The organism is Micromonospora sp. SL1-18, from assembly GCF_047921505.1.
In the GTDB taxonomy this organism is placed as follows: domain Bacteria; phylum Actinomycetota; class Actinomycetes; order Mycobacteriales; family Micromonosporaceae; genus Micromonospora.
On sequence record NZ_JBLROA010000013.1, the window covers coordinates 111402 to 129145 of the forward strand.

The window sequence follows — 17744 nt, forward strand, 5'->3', positions numbered from 1 at the left end:
AGATGCAAGAACTCGGCGGCTGCGTGGCCCTCGATCGCCGGGTCCACCGACGGTATGGGCAACCCGCTGCCCGACGCCGGGGCCACCGCACGTCCGACAATCCGACTCAGCGCGCGAAGACCAACAGCAGGATCACCGTCACGATCGCGCTGACCAGGATCGAGCCGAGACAGCCGATCCGGTTCGAGAAGAAGACGAACATACCGGAGGGCGTACCCAGGGCTGCCGCCTTTGATCCTTGGGGCGGCTGAGGCGTCAGGCGGCGACGGGCTGTTCGAGGCATACGGCCGTGGCCTCGGCGCGGGCGATGGGGCCGGCGGGCAGCGCGGCGACCGCGGCCCCGACGGCGACCGCCACCCCGGCGAAAAGGAAGGCCCAGGGTACGCCGCCGGCGTGGTCGATGATCAGCCCGGCCACCGAACCCCCGGCGGCGCTCGCCGCCACCGACATGGTGACCACCCAGGTGTACGCCTCGTTCAGCATGCCGGCCGGGGCGATCCGGCCGACCAGGGTGTTCTCCAGGGTCAATGCGGGGGCGATGGCGGCCCCGCCGAGCACCAGCGCCACGCCGAGCGCCGAGGGGGTCGGCATCACCGCGTACACGGCGAAGCTGGCCGCGACGGCACCGAGCAGCCAGGCGAACTGGCGGGTCATGTTGGCGGCCGGCCGGCGTACGCCGAACCAGAAGCCCCCGACGGCGCTGCCGATGCCCCAGACGGCGAGCAGCACGCCGGCGAGGCTCTCCGGGTCGTCGGCGGCGGCGTTCCCGGCGAAAGCCGGGACGGTCACCCCGGCGGCCCCGAACGCGATGCCGAGGCTGGCGATGCAGAGCAGCAGGGCCGGGAAGCCACCGATCCGCAGCGGCCCGAGCCCCTTGGCGTGGTGCTCGTGCGGGTGCGGACGCCAGCTCCGCATCACCTGGCCGAGCGCGACGGCGGTGGTCCCGACCAGGGTGACCACGGCGGACCCGACCAGCGCGGCGGCGGCGTCGGCGAACAGGACGAACCCGGCCACCAGCAGCGGGCCGAGCACGAAGACGACCTCGAAGAGCGACGTCTCCGCGGCGAGCGCGGTGTTGCGCAGGTGGGCCCGGCCGGAGGTGGCGGCGGTCAGGTCGTTCCAGGCACCCCGGATGGCGGCGGTCAGCGGCGGGTAGGTGGCCCCGGCGGCCCCGGCGGCCAGGTAGATCAGGGCGAGGTTGCCGGCCCCGAACTGGCTGGCCCAGAGCAGCCCGGTGAGGGCGAGCGGGTGGGCGACGGCGGTTACCAGCAGCACCGGGGTGGGGCCGACCCGGTCGGCGATCCGCCCGGCGACCGGACTGAGCGCGGCGCCGGAGAGGGCGTAGATGCCGGCGGTGACCGCGGCGAGGGAGTACCGGTGGGTCACCTCCTGGACCACGAGCAGCAGCGCCAGCGGGGTCATGCCGATCCCGAGCCGGCCGATGATGCCGAGGATCAGCAGCACCGGCGCGCCGGGGATCCGCCAGACGCCCAGATACTGGCGCAGTGCGCCCACGGTTGCACCTCCGAGGAGCCCGGTAACGAGTGGAATCGCTTCTGACCCTAACGCCCCAGGTCGTACTGGAGATGGTCAGCTCGCTCACACCGCGCTGAAGACGGCTCCGCCCGCGTCCGGGCTGCCGGACGCGGGCGGAGACGGGATCGGGTCAGCGCTGGAACTGCACCGGGCCGCTGTTGCGGGCCATCTGCTCCAGTCGGGCCACCCGCTGCTCCATCGGCGGGTGGGTGGAGAACATGGCGGCCAGGCCACCGCCCCGCTTGAACGGGTTGTCGATCATCAGGTGGGCGGTGCTGGTGAGCTGGCCCTGCGGCGGCAGCGGGCGCGTCTGCGTACCCATGTGGATCTTTCGCAGGGCGCTGGCCAGGGCCAGCGGGTCGCGGCTCAGCTCGGCGCCGGACTGGTCGGCCTGGTACTCCCGGCTCCGGCTGATCGCCATCTGGATCAGCATGGCCGCGATCGGGCCGAGGATCAGGGTGAGCAGCAGCACGGCCGGGTTCGGGCCGTCCTCGTCGTCGGAGGAGCCGAGCGGGATGAACCAGGCGATGTTCGCCAGCATGGTGATGATGCCGGCCAGACCGGCGGCCACGCTGGAGATGAGGATGTCCCGGTTGTAGACGTGGGACAGCTCGTGCCCGATCACGCCGCGCAGCTCGCGGTAGTCGAGGATCTCGACGATGCCCTGGGTGACGCAGACCGCCGCGTGCTGCGGGTTACGCCCGGTGGCGAACGCGTTGGGCTGCGACGTGGGGCTGACGTAGAGGCGGGGCATCGGCTGGCCCGCCTGCGTGGACAGCTCACGGACCATCCGGTAAAGCTCGGGGAACTGTGCCTCGCTGACCGGTTGCGCCCCCATCGAGCGCAGTGCGAGCTTGTCGGAGTAGAAGTAGGTGACGCCGTTCATCAGCAACGAGACGACGACGGCGATGACAAGGCCGCCGCTCCCACCGAACCAGTAGCCGACCCCGAGGATCAGCGAGGTCAACAGGCCGAGCAGCGCTGCGGTCTTCAGACGGTTGTGATGCACGATCGCTCCTTCGGTGCGCGGACCCGCGCGGGGGCCGCTGACCGGTGCAACAACACCAGTACCCGTCAACCATCCTGCCCATGGCTGAGAGTTGCCTGAAGATTTCTGTTAGCCGGCTGTGCTGTTTGTGCGCAACGGGACAAAACCCTCAACGGGCGGCCAGGTCAAGGACGAACTGCGGGGCGAAGCCGACCACCACGGCCAGGGCGGTGGCGGCCCCGAGGGCCACGGCCACCGCCCGCGCCGGGCGGGCCGTGGCCGGGCCGGGCGCCGCGTAGAGGGTGGCGGCCAGGCGCAGATAGTAGGCCAGGCCGAGCACCGCGTTCAGCGCCACCACCAGGGCGAGCCAGCCCGCGTGCCCGGCCAGCAGCGCACGGACCACGGTCACCTTGGCGAACAGGCCGGCCAGGCCGGGCGGCAGGCCGGCCAGCCCGATCAGCGCGAGCGCGAACGCGCCACCCACCCACGGGTGCGAGCGGGCCGCGCCGCGCAGGTCGGCCAGGGTGCCGCCGTCGCCGTCCGCCGGGCGCAGCGCCACCACCGCCGCGAAGGCGGCCAGTTCCAGCAACACGAAGAACACGGCGTACGCGACGGCCGCGGCATACGCCCCCGCGCGGGCGTCCGGGGTACGGCCGGCGGCCAGCGCGAGCGCGCCCAGCGGGGCGAGGATGTAGCCGGCCTGGGCCACCGAGGACCAGGCGAGCAACCGGACCGTACGCCGTTGCCGCAACGCCACCAGGTTGCCGACGGTCATGGTGAGCACCGCCAGCCCGGCCAGCACCGGCCCGGTCACGGTGGCCGGCAGCGCCCGCTGCACCACCGCGAGCAGGGCCACCACCCCGCCCAACTTCGACGCCGTCGACAGGTACGCGGCCACCGGCAGCGGCGCGCCGTCGTACGTGGCCGGCGCCCAGGCGTGGAACGGCACCGCGGCGACCTTGAACGCCAGCCCGGCCACCACCAGCGCCACCGCGACCGTGGTGAGCGGCAGGTCGCGCAGGTCCCCACCGGCGGCGAGGATGCCGCCGAGCCGGTCCAGATGCAGGGTGCCGGCCACCGCGTAGAGCAGCGCCGCGCCGAGCAGGGTCACTGCGGTGGCCACCACACTCACCAGGAAGAAGGTGACCGCCGCCTCGGCCCCCGCCAGGCTGCCGCGGCGCAGCCCGACCAGCACGTACAGCGGCAGGGTGAGCGTCTCCAACGCGACGATCAGGGTGATCAGGTCGCCGGCCGCGCCGAGCACCACGCCGCCGGCCATCGCGCAGGCGAGCAGGAAGCAGTATTCCCCCACCGGAATCCGGCCGGCCCGCAACAGCGGGCCCGACAGCGCCAGCACCCCGAGGGTGAGCAGGGCGAAGACCGCACCGACCAGGGCCGCCCGGCCACCGAAGACGTACGAGCAGTCGACGCCGACGCAGAAGGTGCGCCGCTCGCCACCCGTACCGACTCCGGCCGCGCCCAGCGCGGTGGCCGCCGCGCCGATGGTGGCCACCGCCACGGTGGCGGCGGCGCGGGCCACCAGCAGGTCGGCCAGGAGCACGAGTACGGCCGTGCCGGCGGCCAGGTACGCCGGCAGCAGCGCCACATGGTCCACGCTCTGCACCAGGCTCATCGGTATCTACCTTCGTTCGCGACTGCGGGGCTCCGCTCCGCTGCACTCCTCGCGCTCACCGGAGTTCACCTTCGTTCGCGACTGCGGGGCTCCGCTCCGCTGCACTCCTCGCGCTCACCGGAGAACTCCCACCAGGGCCTCGATCGGGCCGGCGGCGTACGACAGGACGAGGGCCGGGACCAGGCCGACGGCGAGGGCGAGCAGCACCAGCGGCGCCCAGGCGGTCAGCTCCGCCCCGGCCAGCCCCGGCGCGAGCCGCCGGACCGCCGGGCTGGGCCGCCCGTGGCTGACCCGGCGCAGCAGCCGCAGGAAGTACGCGGCGGCCAGCGCCCCGCCGAACGCGGCCAGCACCGCCAGGGTGATCCACAGCCCACCGCCCCGCCGCACGGCGGCGATCACAGCGAACGCCTCGCCCCAGAAGCCGGCCAGCCCGGGCAGCCCGAGCGAGGCGACCGCCGCGAAGCCGAGCAGCCCGGCCAGCCGGGGCGCGGTCTCCCGGAGCCCGGACAGGTCCGCGAGCGACCCGGTGTGGGTGCGGTCCTTGATCGCCCCGACCAGGAAGAACAGCAGCCCGGTGATCACGCCGTGCGCGATGTTGCCGATCAGCGCGGCCTGCAGCCCGATGGCGGTGAGCGTGGCCACCCCGAGCAGCACGAAGCCCATGTGCCCGACGCTCGAGTACGCGATCAGCCGCTTCAGCTCGTCCTGCGCGAGGCAGACCAGGCCGCCGACGAGGATCGCCGCGACGGCCAGCACCCCGAGCACCGGGGCGGCCCAGCGGGCGCCCTCCGGGGCCACCCCGACCGCCACCCGGATCAGGCCGTACGTGCCCATCTTGAGCAGCACCCCGGCGAGGATCACGCTGCCGACGGTGGGTGCCTGGGTGTGCGCGTCGGGCAGCCAGGAGTGCAGCGGCCAGAGCGGGCTCTTCACCGCGAACGCCAGCGCCAGCAGGGTGAACGCGGCGAGTTGGGTGCCCCGGGACAGCCCGGACCCGCCGGTCAGCGTCACCAGGTCGGCGGTGCCCGCGGCGGCGACCACCACGTAGACGCCGACCAGCAGCAGCACCGAACCGAAGAGGGTGTAGAGGACGAACTTGCGGGCCGCCCGCCGCCGGTCGTCGCCGCCCCAGCCGGCGATGATCGCGTACATCGGGAGGAGGACGACCTCGAAGAAGAGGAAGAAGAGCACCAGGTCGAGGGCGAGGAAGGTGCCCAGGATGCCCACCTCGACCACCAGCAGCAGCGCGACCAGGGCCCGCCCGTTGCCACCGCCGGAGGGCACCCGCCACAGTGTGTACCCGCAGCAGAGCAGGGTGAGCAGCGCGGTCAGCACCACCAGCGGCCAGGAGATGCCGTCCACCCCGAGGTGGAAGCGCAGGTCCAGGCCGGGCACCCAGGGCAGGTCGACCTCATGCCAGGGGACCACGGCGGGCATCGGCCCGTAGCGCACCCAGCCGCGGTCGCCGCCGGCCAGCGGCAGGGTGCCAAGCAGGGTCAGCGCCGCGGCGGCGGTGCCGATCAGGCGCCCGGCCCGGTCGCCCGGGGTGACGGTCACCGCGATCGCGCCCACCGCGGGCACCGCGAGGACCGCGACCAGCAGGAACTGCCCGAACGTCATGAGGTCACTCCGATCAGGGCGACCGCGAGGCCGATCAGGAGGGCGCCGACGAGCACGCCGGCCGCCGCGCGCGGCAGCGCCGCCCGGTGCAGCGCGGCCAGCCCGCCGCCCAGCCCGACCGCGGCGCGGCCGGTCCCCTCCACCAGGCCGTCCACCCCCAGCTCGTCCCCGGTACGCACGGCCCGGGCGAGCGCCGTCGCCGGGCGTACGACGAGGGCATGCTGGACGTCGTCGAGCCGGAACGCCCGGGCGAAGAACGGCCGCAGCGGACCCAGCAAGCGGGCCGGGTCGGCGGCCGGGTCACGGTGCCAGCCGGCCCAGGCGACGCCCGCCCCGACCAGCAGCAGGACGAACGGGAACAGCAGGTTCGGCGCGAGGTGGACCAGCTCGACGGCCTCCCCGGTGCGGTCGGCCGGCACCCGGAGCCGGTCGGCGAACCACGGCGCGAAGGCGGCCAGGCCGAGCAGCGCGGCCGGGACCGCGAGCAGCAGCACCGGCCAGCGCAGCACCGCCGGCGGATCGTGCGGGTGGGTCAGCGGGAGCCGGGGCGCGCCGAGGAAGGCGCGTAGCAGCAGGCGGGTGGCGTACCAGGCGGTGACCGCGACGCCGAGCAGCCCGGCCAGCCAGACCAGCCAGCCGACCCAGGCGTAGCTCGGGCCGCTGCCCTCCAGCGCGGCCGCCTCGGCGGCGGCGAGCACGCCGTCCTTGCTCCAGAAGCCGGACAGCGGCGGCAGCCCGGCAAGCGCGCCGAGCCCGATCACCGTGCACCAGAAGGTCACCGGCATGGCCGTCCGCAGGCCGCCCATCCGGGACATCAGGGTGGTGCCGACGGCGTGGATCACCGCGCCGGCCGCGAGGAAGAGCAGCGCCTTGAACGCGGCGTGGGTGAGCAGGTGGAACAGCGCGGCGGTGGGCGCGCCGACGGCGAGCGCCCCGGTCATGTAGCCGATCTGGGAGACCGTCGACCAGGCCAGCACGCGCTTGATGTCGTCCTGCGCGGTGGCGGCGAACGCGCCCAGCAGCAGGGTGACCGAGGCCATCACCCCGAGCACGGCGAGCGCCGCGGGAGCCTGCGCGAACAGCGGGAACAGTCGGGCCACCGCGTACACCCCGGCGGCGACCATGGTGGCGGCGTGGATCAGCGCGGAGATGGGGGTGGGGCCGGCCATCGCGTCCGGGAGCCAGGTGTGCAGCGGGAACTGGGCGCTCTTGCCGGCCACCCCGGCGAGCAGCAGCAGGCACGCCGCGGTGAGGATGCCGGTGGAGTAGTGGTGGGCCAGCACGTCGGCGATCCGGAAGCTGCCGGCGGCGACGCCGAGCAGCGCGATGCCGAGCAGGAAGCCGACGTCACCGACCCGGGTCACCAGGAACGCCTTCATCGCGGCCCCCGGCGCCTCCGGCAGCCGCCGGTCGTGGGCGATGAGCAGGTAGGAGCAGATGCCCATCACCTCCCAGCCGACCAGCAGCAGGATCAGGTCGCCGGAGACCACCACGGTCAGCATCGCGGCGGTGAAAAGGCTGATCTGCGCGGCGTACGGCGGGTAGCGGTGGTCCACCTCGACGTCGTCGTGCGGGCCGCGCTTCAGGTAGCCGATCGAGTAGACCTGCACGGCCAGGGCCACCGCGGCCACCGCGGTGGCGACCATTACCGCCACCCCGTCCAGCCGGTAGCCGAGAGTCACCGTCAGCCCGCCGAAGTCGATCCAGGTGGTGAAACCCTCCACCGGGCGGCCCACCCGGACCAGCAGGGCCACCGCCGCCAGCAGCGCCACGGCCGCGCCGGCCACGCCGAGCGCGATCGCCGTCCGCCGGGCCGGGTCCTCGCCGGCCGCCGAGCCGCGTGGGGACGGTGGCAGCAGCAACCCGACCAGACCCACGAGCAGGGGTACGCCCGGCAGCGCCACCGCGAGCAGTGCGGTCACTTCTTCCCCTCCGGCCCGGTCGACGGCGCGTCCTCGCCGCCCGCATCCCGGCCGCCCGCGTCGCCGGCCACGCTCGGCACTCCGACGGGCGCGGGCACCGGCGGCTCGGTCAGCGGCACCTCGTCCACCGCGACGCTGGCCCGCAGCCGGTAGAGCTGGAGCACGATGGCCAGCCCGACACCGATCTCGGCGGCGGCGAGCACGATCACGAAGAGCGCGAAGACCTGGCCGGCGTGCGGCAGCTGGGCCCGGACCGTGGTGTCGGCGGTGACCAGGATCAGGTTGACCGCGTTCAGCATCAGCTCGACGGCCATCAACACCAGGACGGCGTTGCGCCGGCGCAGCACACCGTAGACGCCGAGGCCGAACAGCAGCGCGGCGGTGACGTACGGGACGACCGGCCTCACGCGCGCCTGCCCTCGTCGACGACGGTGACCGGGGCGCCGGTCGGCTCGCGCCGTGCGGGCGGGCCGCCCGGCGGTCGGCGGTGACCGGCCGGGGCGCCGGGTGTCGTCGTGCCGGGCCGGCCGATGTCGGTGCGGGAGAGCACGATCGCGCCGACCAGCGCGGCGAGCAGCAGCACCGAGAGCACCTCGAACGGCAGCACCCAGGAGCGGAAGACCTGTTCACCCAGGCGTTCGGCGGTGCCCGCGGCGGGCAGCTCGACCCGCGACCAGCGGAACGCGTCGACCAGCAGCACGGCCAGCCCCAATCCGCTGCCGCCGCCGACCAGCGCGGCCGGCCAGCCTGGCCGGTCCAGGTCGTCCGAGGCACCGATCGGAGCCCGGGTCAGCATCACCGCGAACAACAGCAGCACCACCACCGCGCCGACGTAGATCAGCACCTGCACCCAGGCCACCAGCTCGGCGGTGAGCACCAGGTAGTCACCGGCCAGCGCGCCCAGGCAGACGACCAGCCAGAGGCCGGCCCGGACCAGGTGGCGGGTGCCCACCACCAGCGCGCCGGCACCCACCGCCACCGCGCCGAGGGCGAGCAGCAGCACGTCCGCACCGGTCATGAGGCCGCGCCTCCGCCCTGCTCGGCACCGGGCTCGGGGCGTACCCGGGAAGGGGCCGGACGCGCGGCGGGGGCCGCTGCCTTGCGGGCGGCGGTGGTCTCCTCCTTCGAGGGCTCGCCGTGCGGGTCGTGGGCCGGCGGCGGCGGTACGGTGACCATCCACTCGCCCAGGTGGTCCTTGTCGTGCAGCAGGTCCTTGATGTCGTACTCGGCGTACTCGAACTCGGGGGACCAGTAGAGCGCGTCGAACGGGCAGACCTCGACGCAGATGCCGCAGTACATGCAGAGCGAGAAGTCGATGTCGAACCGGTCGAGCACATTGCGCTGGCGGGGGCGAGCGGCGCCGGGCACCGTCACCTCCTCCTTGTGGGAGTCGATGTAGATGCACCAGTCCGGACACTCCCGGGCGCAGAGCATGCAGACCGTGCAGTTCTCCTCCAGCAGCGCGATCACCCCGCGGGAACGGGGTGGCAGCTCGGGGGCCACGTCCGGGTACTGCTGGGTGGTCGAACGGCGGGTCATCGTCTTCAGCGTGACCGCCAGCCCCTTCACCAGCCCCTGGCCGGGCACACCGCCTCGCTCGCTGCGCTCGCTCACGCCGTCGCCTCGCTTCGCTCGCCGATGCCGTGCGGCCCTTCCGCGCTGAGCTGGCCGATTCGCTCGCTGCGCTCGCTCATGCCGCCCATCCTGCCCTGTGCCTCCGACGTGCGCGACCACCACCCGGGGGTGGGCGGCGGTACGGTGGCTGGCGGGGAGAACGACGCACCGGAAAGGACCCGTCGATGGCCGCCGCGTTGCAGGACGACAATCCGCCGCCGAACCGGACCGGCGGCAAGTACGTTGAGCCGGGCGGCGAGTTCACCAGGGACCAGCGCTACATCGCCACCCGGATCACCGCTGACGGGCGGGGCGGCTGGCCGGTGGAGCCCGGCCGGTACCGGCTGGCGGTGAGCCGGGCCTGCCCGTGGGCGAGCCGGCTGATCATCGCCCGCCGGCTGCTCGGCCTGGAGGACGCCATCTCGATGGCGGTGGCCGGCCCGACCCACGACAAGCGGAGCTGGACCTTCGACCGCGACCCGGGCGGGCGGGACCCGGTGCTCGGCATCGAGCGGCTGGCCGACGCGTACTTCAAGCGCTTCCCGGGGTACGACCGGGGCATCACCGTGCCGGCGATCGTGGACGTGCCGACCGGGCAGGTGATCACCAACGACTACGCGCAGATGGGCCTGGACCTGTCCACCGAGTGGACGGCGCATCACCGCACGGGGACGCCGGAGCTGTACCCGGAGCGGCTGCGGGACGAGATCGACGAGGTCAACGCCCTGGTCTTCGCGGACGTGAACAACGGCGTCTACCGGTGCGGCTTCGCCGGCAGCCAGGAGGCGTACGAGAAGGCGTACCACCGGCTCTTCGACCGGCTGGACTGGCTGAGCGAGCGGCTGGCCGGGCAGCGCTACCTGGTGGGCGACACGATCACCGAGGCGGACGTACGGCTGTTCACCACCCTGGTCCGCTTCGACCCGGTCTACCACGGCCACTTCAAGTGCAACCGGCAGAAGCTCACCGAGATGCCGGTGCTCTGGGCGTACGCCCGGGACCTGTTCCAGACCCCCGGCTTCGGCGACACGGTCGACTTCGACGACATCAAGCGGCACTACTACGAGGTACATCGGGACATCAACCCGACGGGCGTGGTACCGCTCGGCCCCGACCTGTCGAACTGGCTCACCCCGCACGGCCGGGAGGTCCTCGGCGGCCGCCCCTTCGGCACCGGCACCCCGCCCCCGCCCCCGCTCGAACCCGTCAACCCCGCCCACACTCCGCTGCGCTCCGAGGCGTGAGGTGTGTGGTGTGCGGTGTGCGGTGTGCGGTGTTAACAGGGGGCCCCTCCTCTACCGGAGGCGTTAAGAAGGGGCCCCTCCTTACATCGCGAGGCGGACGGCGGCGGTGAGGACGAGCTGGGCCAGGGCCAGGGGGACCAGCACCAGCCAGCAGAGGCGCTGGAGCTGGTCCTCGCGCAGGCGCGGGTAGCTCACCCGAAGCCAGATGATCACGAACGCGACGGCGAAGACCTTGAGCAGCGTCCACAGCCAGCCGAGCTGAGCGTCCGCGAACGGGCCCTGCCAGCCGCCGAGGAACAGCACGGTGGTCAGCGCGGCGATCACCACGATGCCGACGTACTCGGCGAGCAGAAAGAACGCGAACCGCAGGCCGGTGTACTCGGTCATGTAGCCGAAGACCAGCTCGGAGTCGGCCACCGGCATGTCGAACGGGGGCCGGCGGATCTCGGCCAACCCGGCGACGAAGAAGATCGCCATCGCCGGCGCCTGCCAGACCAGCCACCACGGCCGCCACGCCTCGACGATCCCGGGCAGGCTGAGCGTCCCCGCCGCCATCGCCACCGACGCCGCCGCCAGCACCAACGGCAGCTCGTAGCCGAGCAGCTGGGCGGCGCCGCGCAGCCCGCCGAGCAGGCTGTACTTGTTGGCCGAGGCCCAGGCCGACATGAGCACCGCCAGCACCCCGATGCCGACCACGGCCAGCACGAAGAACAGGCCGATGTCCAGCGGCTGCCCGACCAGGTCGCCCGGGCCGAGCGGAATCACCAGCAGGGCGAGCAGGTACGGCACCAGGGCCACCGCGGGCGCCAGCCGGAACACCGCCCGGTCCGCGTCCCGCGGGGTGACATCCTCCTTCTGCACGAACTTGATGCCGTCGGCGACGAGCTGCGCCCAGCCGTGGAAGCCACCCGCGTACATCGGGCCGAGCCGGCCCTGCATGTGCGCCATGACCTTGTGCTCGGTCTGCCCCACGACCAGCGGCAGGACGAGGAAGGCGACCAGCACGCCCACCACCCGCAGGACCAGCTCCAGCCAGGCGGGCATCAGGCGCTCCCCTCCTCGGGTCCGGGTCCGGCGGCGGGCTCCTGCCGGGGCGGGCCGGTCGGCCGCTCACCCGGCGTCGGCCGGGCCGGGCGCTCGACCGCCGTCGGCCGGGTCGGGCGTTCGCCCGGGGCGGGACGGGCGGGGCGTTCCCGGGCCGGGCGGGCGGGCGTACCCCCACGGGGTCCCTCCCCCACCCCGGCGGCACCGGCGGGCGTGGGCGTGGTTCCCCACTCGCCCGGCGCCGGCACGCCCGGCGGCCGCATCGGCCGGCGGCCGCCGCCGGCTTCCGACTCGCCCGGCTCCTTCGCGCCCGGCCAGGGCTTGGCCACCCGGGAGGCGAGCACGAACTCCTTGCGCAGCGGGTGCCCCTCGAACTCCGGCGGCAGCAGCAGCGGGCGCAGCTCGCCGTGGCCGTCGAACGCGACGCCGAACATCTCGTACGTCTCCCGCTCGTGCCAGGCCGCGCCGGGGAAGAGGTCGACCACGGACGCCACCACCGGCGCCTCCCGGGGCACCCGGGTACGCAGCAACAGCCCGTGCCGGTGCCGCGTCGACCAGAGGTGGGCCACCACGTCGAAGCCCTCGGTCAGCTCGTCGACCGCCGACAGCCAGTCGAAGAAGTCACAGTGCAGCTCGGCGTCGTCACGCGCCGCGCGCACCGCGTCCCGCCAGCTCGTCGGGGGTACGTCGACCGTGGCGCGGGCGTGCCGCTGACCGCCGGACACCGACGCGGTGGCCTCGACGGGCGCGAGCAGGGCGACCGCCCGCTGGCCGATCTCGTCCGGAGTCATGCCGCTGATCCTATGGCCGCCGGCCCGTACCCGTGTCGGGCCGCCCGCGCCCCCGCTGGGCATGCCCGTCGCCGACGCCACCGGCGGCCCCGGCCGGGATCCGCCGCTTTACCCGGCAGGCACCCGTCCGGCGGGGAAAGATGAGCAGCGTGCGCGCTGTGACTGTGGCTCCCGGGGTCCCCGACTCGCTGCGGCTGATCGAGGAGTGGCCCGAGCCGGCCACGGAGGAGGGCGCGATCCTGGTGGAGGCGCTCGCGGTGGGGATCTGCGGGACCGACCACGAGATCATCGCCGGCGCGTACGGCGAGGCGCCGCCCGGCCAGGAACGGCTCGTGCTCGGGCACGAGTCGCTGGGCCGGGTGCTGCAGGACCCGACGGGCACCCTGCAACCCGGCGATCTGGTGGCCGGCATCGTCCGGCATCCGGACCCGGTGCCTTGCCCGAACTGTGCGGTCGACGAGTGGGACATGTGCCGCAACGGCCAGTACACCGAGCACGGCATCAAGGCGTTGCCCGGCTTCGCCCGGGAGCGCTGGCGGGTGCAGCCGAAGTTCGCCGTCGGTCTGGACCCGGTGCTCGCCCCGGTCGGCATGCTGCTGGAGCCGGCCAGCGTGGTGGCGAAGGCGTGGGACCACATCGAGCGGATCGGCAACCGGGCCGAGTGGAAGCCGCACAGCGTGCTGGTCACCGGGGCCGGCCCGATCGGCCTGCTGGCCGCGCTGCTGGCCACCCAGCGCGGGCTGTCCGTGCACGTGCTGGACCGGGCCACGACCGGGCCGAAACCGGAACTGGTCCGGGCGCTCGGCGCGACGTACCACACCTCGTCGGTGAGCGAGTTGGACTTCGCGCCGGACGTGGTGGTGGAGTGCACCGGCGCGCCCTCGGTGGTGCTGGGCACCATGTGCAAGGCCGGAGCGTCCGGCATCGTCTGTCTCACCGGCGTGTCCAGCGGCGGCCGGACCATCGACTTCGACGCGGGCGCGCTCAACCGGGAGCTGGTGCTGGAAAACACGGTGGTCTTCGGCTCGGTGAACGCCAACCGCCGCCACTGGGAGCTGGCCGCCGAGGCGCTCGCCCGCGCCGACCAGTCCTGGCTGAGCGCGCTGATCACCCGCCGGGTGCCGGTCTCGTCGTACGCCGAGGCGTACACCTCCACTGCTGCGGACATCAAGGTGGTGCTGGACTTCGAACGGTGAGGCCAGGCTCGCGAAAAGGGCGACCTAGCCGGCCGGCGGACGTACCGGTGGCGCGGTGAGGGACTCGACCGGGCGCGGCGTGCTCTCCGCGGGCCGCGGGTCGACCGGCGGGGCGAGCCGATCGGGGCGGGGTACCCCGCCGAGACCCGACTCCTCGGCGGCGATCTTCTCCTGCAGGCGGAGGATGCCGTGCAGCAGCGCCTCCGGGCGCGGCGGGCAGCCGGGCACGTAGACGTCGACCGGGATGAGCTGGTCGACCCCCTTGGTCACCGAGTACGAGTCCCAGTACGGGCCGCCGCAGTTGGAGCAGGCGCCGAAGGAAATGACGTACTTCGGCTCGGGCATCTGGTCGTAGAGCCGCTTGATCGCCGGCGCCATCTTGTCGGTGACCGTGCCGGAGACCACCATGAGGTCGGCCTGCCGGGGGCCGTGGGCGAACGGGATCACCCCGAGCCGCATGAAGTCGTGCCGGCCCATGCTGGTGGCGATGAACTCGATGGCGCAGCAGGCCAGCCCGAAGTTGAACACCCAGAGCGAGTAGCGGCGGCCCCAGTTCAGCACGAACCGGATCGGCTCGCCGAGCACGGCCGGCAACTGCACCTCGAGCCCCCCTCGCCTGTCTCCGACATGACAGTCAACCACAGTGTCCGAGGCGACGACCGGCGCAACCATTGCCGACATCGACGCGTGTGACCGGCATGGCTGCACCAACAGTCGGTATGCACGGGGAGGATCGGATGACGATGACGAGGGAGCCTCGGCGCGACGAGCCGCCGCCCGAGGGGACAGCGGGCTGGCCGGAACCGTCCGAGGGGATCGACTTCGACGGGCTCTACCATGCGCAATTCCGGTCGCTGACGCTCCAGCTCGCCGCCTACTGCGGTGACCTGGCGCAGGCGCAGGACCTGGTCCAGGAGGCATTCTGCCGGGCATTCGCCCGCTGGTCCCGGGTGTCCCGGTACGACGACCCGGTGGCCTGGGTACGCCGGGTCGCCTGGAACCTTGCCACCAGCCGTTGGCGCCGGCTGCGGACCGCCCAGTCCTGGCTGCGGCGCCAGCGGGAGGAGCACGTGCCGGGGCCGGGGCCGGACCGGGTGGCGCTGACCGCCGCCCTGGCACAGCTGCCGACCGGCCAGCGCCGCGCGGTGGTGCTGCACTACCTGGCCGATCTCTCCGTCACGCAGATCGCCCGGCAGGAGGGAGTGCCGGAAGGCACGGTCAAGTCCTGGCTGCACCGGGGCCGAACGGCACTGGCCGCCGAGCTGACCACCACGAACGGGGTGAACGACCATGACTGAGCACGACGAGACCCTGGTCAGCGGCGAGTTCGCCGCGTTCCGCACGGCGTACGCACCCGCCGTGTACCCGGCCGGCCCGGACACCGTGCGGCGGACCGTACGCCGGCGGCGTCGGCGCGCGGCGCTCGCCACCGCGGTCGTCGTGGCGTTCGCCGTGGCGATCCCGGTCGCGGCCAACGCGATCCTGGGGCGCACCGGCCCCCCGTCGGTGCCGGCCGAGACCGCGGACCCGGCCCCGTCGGTGACCGCCCCGTCGCCGACCCCGTCCGCGACGCCGAGCGTGGCCAGTCCCACCCCGGGCGCACCGGATGGTCGGATCAGCCGGGCCCAGCTCCTCGCCGCCCGCGTCGACCTGCCGAGCTGGCCGTCGTACGTCCCGAAGACCTGTACCACCGACAACGTCCGCCTGCGCGAGCCGCATCATGACTACCTGCCTCAGCTCCAAGGCGACCTCCGCTACGGGGACCTGGACGGCGACGGCGCCACCGAGACGGTCGCCCTGGTTGCCTGCCGGTACGGCGAGGCCCTGGCGAAGCAGGTGGTGGCCTTCGACCGGGATGAGCAGGAGCGAATCATCACCATGGGCCGGGTCATCGGTACCCGCGAGGGGATGGCTGACATCACCGACTTCACGGTCGAGGCGGACGGGCGGGTCCGGGTCCAGGTGGCGGACATCCAGCCCTGCTGCGACACACCGGAGTGGTGGGCGCAGAAGCAGTGGCGGGCGTACACCTGGGCCGACACGCGATTCGTCCAGACGGCCGGGCCGACGAAGTTCGCGAGCCTGCGGCTGACAGATCTCACCCTGACGGCGGGGGATCTCGTCCTCGGTTCGGCCGACGCAAGCGGCAGACGGACCGGCTCGGTAAGCGTCACCGTGGTCAACAAGGGCCCGGTGGACGTGCCTCGGCTCGGCTTCGGCAACCTCTTCACGATCGGGGAGCGCTCGGACGGCGACCTGTCGCAGTGCCGGATGGTGCCGGAGTCCGGGTCCGACGCCTGCCTGCTGGACGGCCTGCGGGCCGGGGGGAACCGGACGTACACCTTCCGGTTCCTGATCGACCCTGGGGACACCGGTCCGATGAGCCTGCGGGTCGTCCACTTCGACTCCCAGGACCGGTACTGGGGCGACGTGAGGCCGAAGGACAACACCGTCGACCTGCGCGCGGTGGGCTGAGCGCGCGCTGACTCACCAGCCCGCGGAGGGCCCGGGTCCGGCAGGGTTCCGGGCCCTCCGCGTGCGCCTGCGGGGTCAGGCTCCCGGTCATGGTCCGGGTCACATCCTCTGCTGCGGCGCCCAGGCCGCCGCCATGTCCACGCCTGAGGGGCGCAGCGGGCAGCCCTCGGCCCGCAACCTGGCTCGCGCCTCCCGCTCGTGCCCGGGCGGCAGCCGGCCGACCGAGTTGACCACCCGGTGCCAGGGCACCGCGCTCCCGTACCGGGCCATGATCGAGCCGACCAGCCGGGCCGAGGCCCGCCCGGAGCGCTCGGCGAGCGCGTCGGCGACCGCCCCGTACGACATCACCCGGCCCGGCGGGATCCGCTCGACCAGGTCGAGCACCGCCTCGACGTACTCGTCAGGTGTCACGAGCTGCCACGATATGGGAACGCACCAAGGTCCGGCGGACCGCAGCGCGCAGAATGGTCGGGTGCGTGAAGCAGTCACCTCGGCCCGCCGGATCGTCGTCAAGATCGGTTCCTCCTCGCTGACCACCGCGACGGGCGGCCTGGACGACGCCCGGGTCGACGCGCTGGTCGACACGCTGGGCGCGCTGGCCGCCGACGGACGCGAGGTGGTGCTGGTCTCCTCCGGCGCGATCGCCGCCGGCCTCGCCCCGCTCGGCCTGGCCCGGCGCCCGCGCGACCTGGCCACCCAGCAGGCCGCGGCCAGCGTCGGGCAGGGCCTGCTGATCGGCCGGTACGCGGCCAGCTTCGCCCGGCACGGTCTGACCGTCGGGCAGGTGCTGCTCACCGTCGACGACGTGACCCGACGGGTGCACTACCGCAACGCGTACCGGACCCTGCGCAAGCTGCTCGACCTGCGGGCGGTGCCGATCGTCAACGAGAACGACACGGTGGCCACCCAGGAGATCCGGTTCGGCGACAACGACCGGCTGGCCTCCCTGGTCGCCGCGCTGGTCGACGCCGACCTGCTGGTGCTGCTGTCGGACGTGGACGCGCTCTGGACCGGCAACCCGGCCCGCCCGGGCAGCACCCGGATCACCGAGGTCCACGGCGAGGGCGACCTGGCCGGCGTCGACGTCGGCGGCGCGGGCCGGGCCGGGGTGGGCACCGGGGGCATGGTGACCAAGGTCGAGGCCGCCCGGATCGCCACCGGCTTCGGCATCCCCGTGGTGCTGACCGCCGCGCCGCTGGCCGACGGGGCGCTGCGCGGCGAACCGGTCGGCACCTTCTTCCACCCGAGCGGCCGGCGCCCGGCCGCCCGGCTGTTCTGGCTGGCACACGCCACCGCCCCCCGGGGCCGGCTGCACCTCGACCCGGGTGCGGTACAGGCGGTGGTGGGGCGGCGCAAGTCACTGCTCCCGGCCGGGATCACCGCCGTAGACGGAGCGTTCACCGCCGGCGACCCGGTGGACCTGGTGGACACCGCGGGCGCGCCGGTCGCCCGGGGGCTGGTCAACTACGACGCGCTGGAGCTGCCCGGGCTGCTCGGCCGCTCCACCTCGGAACTCGCCGCGGCCCTGGGCCCGGCCTACGAACGAGAGGTCGTCCACCGCGACGACCTGGTGCTGCTGTAAGCAGGGGCCCCTTGTTAACGCCTCGCGTTAACAAGGAGGGCAAGGCCGTGCCGCACCAGACGCCGGTTGAACGCGTCCAGACCATCGACGGGCATCGGG

General features: G+C 73.7%; 16 protein-coding genes and 1 pseudogene. 5 read left to right on the plus strand and 12 right to left on the minus strand.

Annotation, left to right across the window (positions count from 1 at the left end):
- Positions 1–255: 255 nt before the first annotated feature.
- From ACNAW0_RS09135 to ACNAW0_RS09170, 8 genes are all read right to left on the minus strand, one after another.
- Complete coding sequence (locus ACNAW0_RS09135; protein ID WP_416287289.1) at positions 256–1515, minus strand: MFS transporter; 1260 nt, start codon at positions 1513–1515, stop codon at positions 256–258.
- Positions 1516–1666: 151 nt separating this feature from the next.
- Complete coding sequence (gene htpX / locus ACNAW0_RS09140) at positions 1667–2545, minus strand: zinc metalloprotease HtpX (protein ID WP_416287290.1); 879 nt, start codon at positions 2543–2545, stop codon at positions 1667–1669.
- Positions 2546–2693: 148 nt separating this feature from the next.
- The gene (locus ACNAW0_RS09145) at positions 2694–4157 is read right to left on the minus strand and encodes an NADH-quinone oxidoreductase subunit N (RefSeq protein ID WP_416287291.1); all 1464 of its coding nucleotides are present in this window, start codon (positions 4155–4157) and stop codon (positions 2694–2696) included.
- Positions 4158–4271: 114 nt separating this feature from the next.
- Positions 4272–5777: a complex I subunit 4 family protein gene (locus ACNAW0_RS09150; RefSeq protein ID WP_416287292.1), complete on the minus strand. Its 1506-nt coding sequence runs from the start codon at positions 5775–5777 to the stop codon at positions 4272–4274.
- Positions 5774–7699, minus strand: coding sequence for an NADH-quinone oxidoreductase subunit L (locus ACNAW0_RS09155; protein WP_416287293.1), 1926 nt, complete (start codon positions 7697–7699; stop codon positions 5774–5776). Before ACNAW0_RS09155 ends, ACNAW0_RS09150 begins: the two co-directional genes overlap by 4 nt.
- Positions 7696–8106: an NADH-quinone oxidoreductase subunit NuoK gene (gene nuoK / locus ACNAW0_RS09160; RefSeq protein WP_416287294.1), complete on the minus strand. Its 411-nt coding sequence runs from the start codon at positions 8104–8106 to the stop codon at positions 7696–7698. The genes ACNAW0_RS09155 and nuoK overlap by 4 nt, the downstream gene beginning before the upstream one ends.
- The gene (locus tag ACNAW0_RS09165; RefSeq protein WP_416287295.1) at positions 8103–8717 is read right to left on the minus strand and encodes an NADH-quinone oxidoreductase subunit J; all 615 of its coding nucleotides are present in this window, start codon (positions 8715–8717) and stop codon (positions 8103–8105) included. The genes nuoK and ACNAW0_RS09165 overlap by 4 nt, the downstream gene beginning before the upstream one ends.
- On the minus strand, positions 8714–9313 hold the full coding sequence (locus ACNAW0_RS09170; protein ID WP_416287296.1) for a NuoI/complex I 23 kDa subunit family protein: 600 nt from the start codon (positions 9311–9313) through the stop codon (positions 8714–8716). Before ACNAW0_RS09170 ends, ACNAW0_RS09165 begins: the two co-directional genes overlap by 4 nt.
- A gap of 185 nt (positions 9314–9498) precedes the next feature.
- Between ACNAW0_RS09170 and ACNAW0_RS09175 the strand changes: the two genes are divergently transcribed.
- Positions 9499–10557 carry a glutathione S-transferase family protein gene (locus tag ACNAW0_RS09175; protein WP_416287297.1) on the plus strand — a complete coding sequence of 353 codons (1059 nt, stop codon included), beginning with the start codon at positions 9499–9501 and terminating at the stop codon, positions 10555–10557.
- An 81-nt stretch (positions 10558–10638) separates the two neighbouring features.
- Here the strand turns inward: ACNAW0_RS09175 and nuoH are convergent, their stop codons facing one another.
- On the minus strand, positions 10639–11601 hold the full coding sequence (gene nuoH / locus ACNAW0_RS09180; RefSeq protein ID WP_416287298.1) for an NADH-quinone oxidoreductase subunit NuoH: 963 nt from the start codon (positions 11599–11601) through the stop codon (positions 10639–10641).
- 194 nt (positions 11602–11795) lie between these two features.
- Positions 11796–12392, minus strand: a pseudogene (locus ACNAW0_RS09185) (NADH-quinone oxidoreductase subunit C); the annotation flags it as partial.
- 149 nt (positions 12393–12541) lie between these two features.
- On the opposite strand from ACNAW0_RS09185, the gene ACNAW0_RS09190 reads away from it, so the two are divergent.
- The gene (locus tag ACNAW0_RS09190) at positions 12542–13588 is read left to right on the plus strand and encodes a glucose 1-dehydrogenase (protein ID WP_416287299.1); all 1047 of its coding nucleotides are present in this window, start codon (positions 12542–12544) and stop codon (positions 13586–13588) included.
- A 24-nt stretch (positions 13589–13612) separates the two neighbouring features.
- Here the strand turns inward: ACNAW0_RS09190 and ACNAW0_RS09195 are convergent, their stop codons facing one another.
- On the minus strand, positions 13613–14188 hold the full coding sequence (locus ACNAW0_RS09195; RefSeq protein WP_091198432.1) for an NADH-quinone oxidoreductase subunit B: 576 nt from the start codon (positions 14186–14188) through the stop codon (positions 13613–13615).
- Between the two features lie 137 nt (positions 14189–14325).
- Between ACNAW0_RS09195 and ACNAW0_RS09200 the strand changes: the two genes are divergently transcribed.
- Positions 14326–14886, plus strand: a complete 561-nt coding sequence (locus ACNAW0_RS09200) for a SigE family RNA polymerase sigma factor (protein WP_416287300.1) — start codon at positions 14326–14328, stop codon at positions 14884–14886.
- Positions 14879–16063, plus strand: coding sequence for a hypothetical protein (locus ACNAW0_RS09205; protein ID WP_416287301.1), 1185 nt, complete (start codon positions 14879–14881; stop codon positions 16061–16063). Before ACNAW0_RS09200 ends, ACNAW0_RS09205 begins: the two co-directional genes overlap by 8 nt.
- Before the next feature lie 99 nt (positions 16064–16162).
- On the opposite strand, the gene ACNAW0_RS09210 is transcribed toward ACNAW0_RS09205, so the two are convergent.
- Positions 16163–16474, minus strand: coding sequence for an MGMT family protein (locus ACNAW0_RS09210; protein WP_416287302.1), 312 nt, complete (start codon positions 16472–16474; stop codon positions 16163–16165).
- Between the two features lie 61 nt (positions 16475–16535).
- Between ACNAW0_RS09210 and proB the strand changes: the two genes are divergently transcribed.
- The gene (gene proB, locus ACNAW0_RS09215; RefSeq protein WP_416287303.1) at positions 16536–17645 is read left to right on the plus strand and encodes a glutamate 5-kinase; all 1110 of its coding nucleotides are present in this window, start codon (positions 16536–16538) and stop codon (positions 17643–17645) included.
- Positions 17646–17744 lie beyond the last annotated feature (99 nt).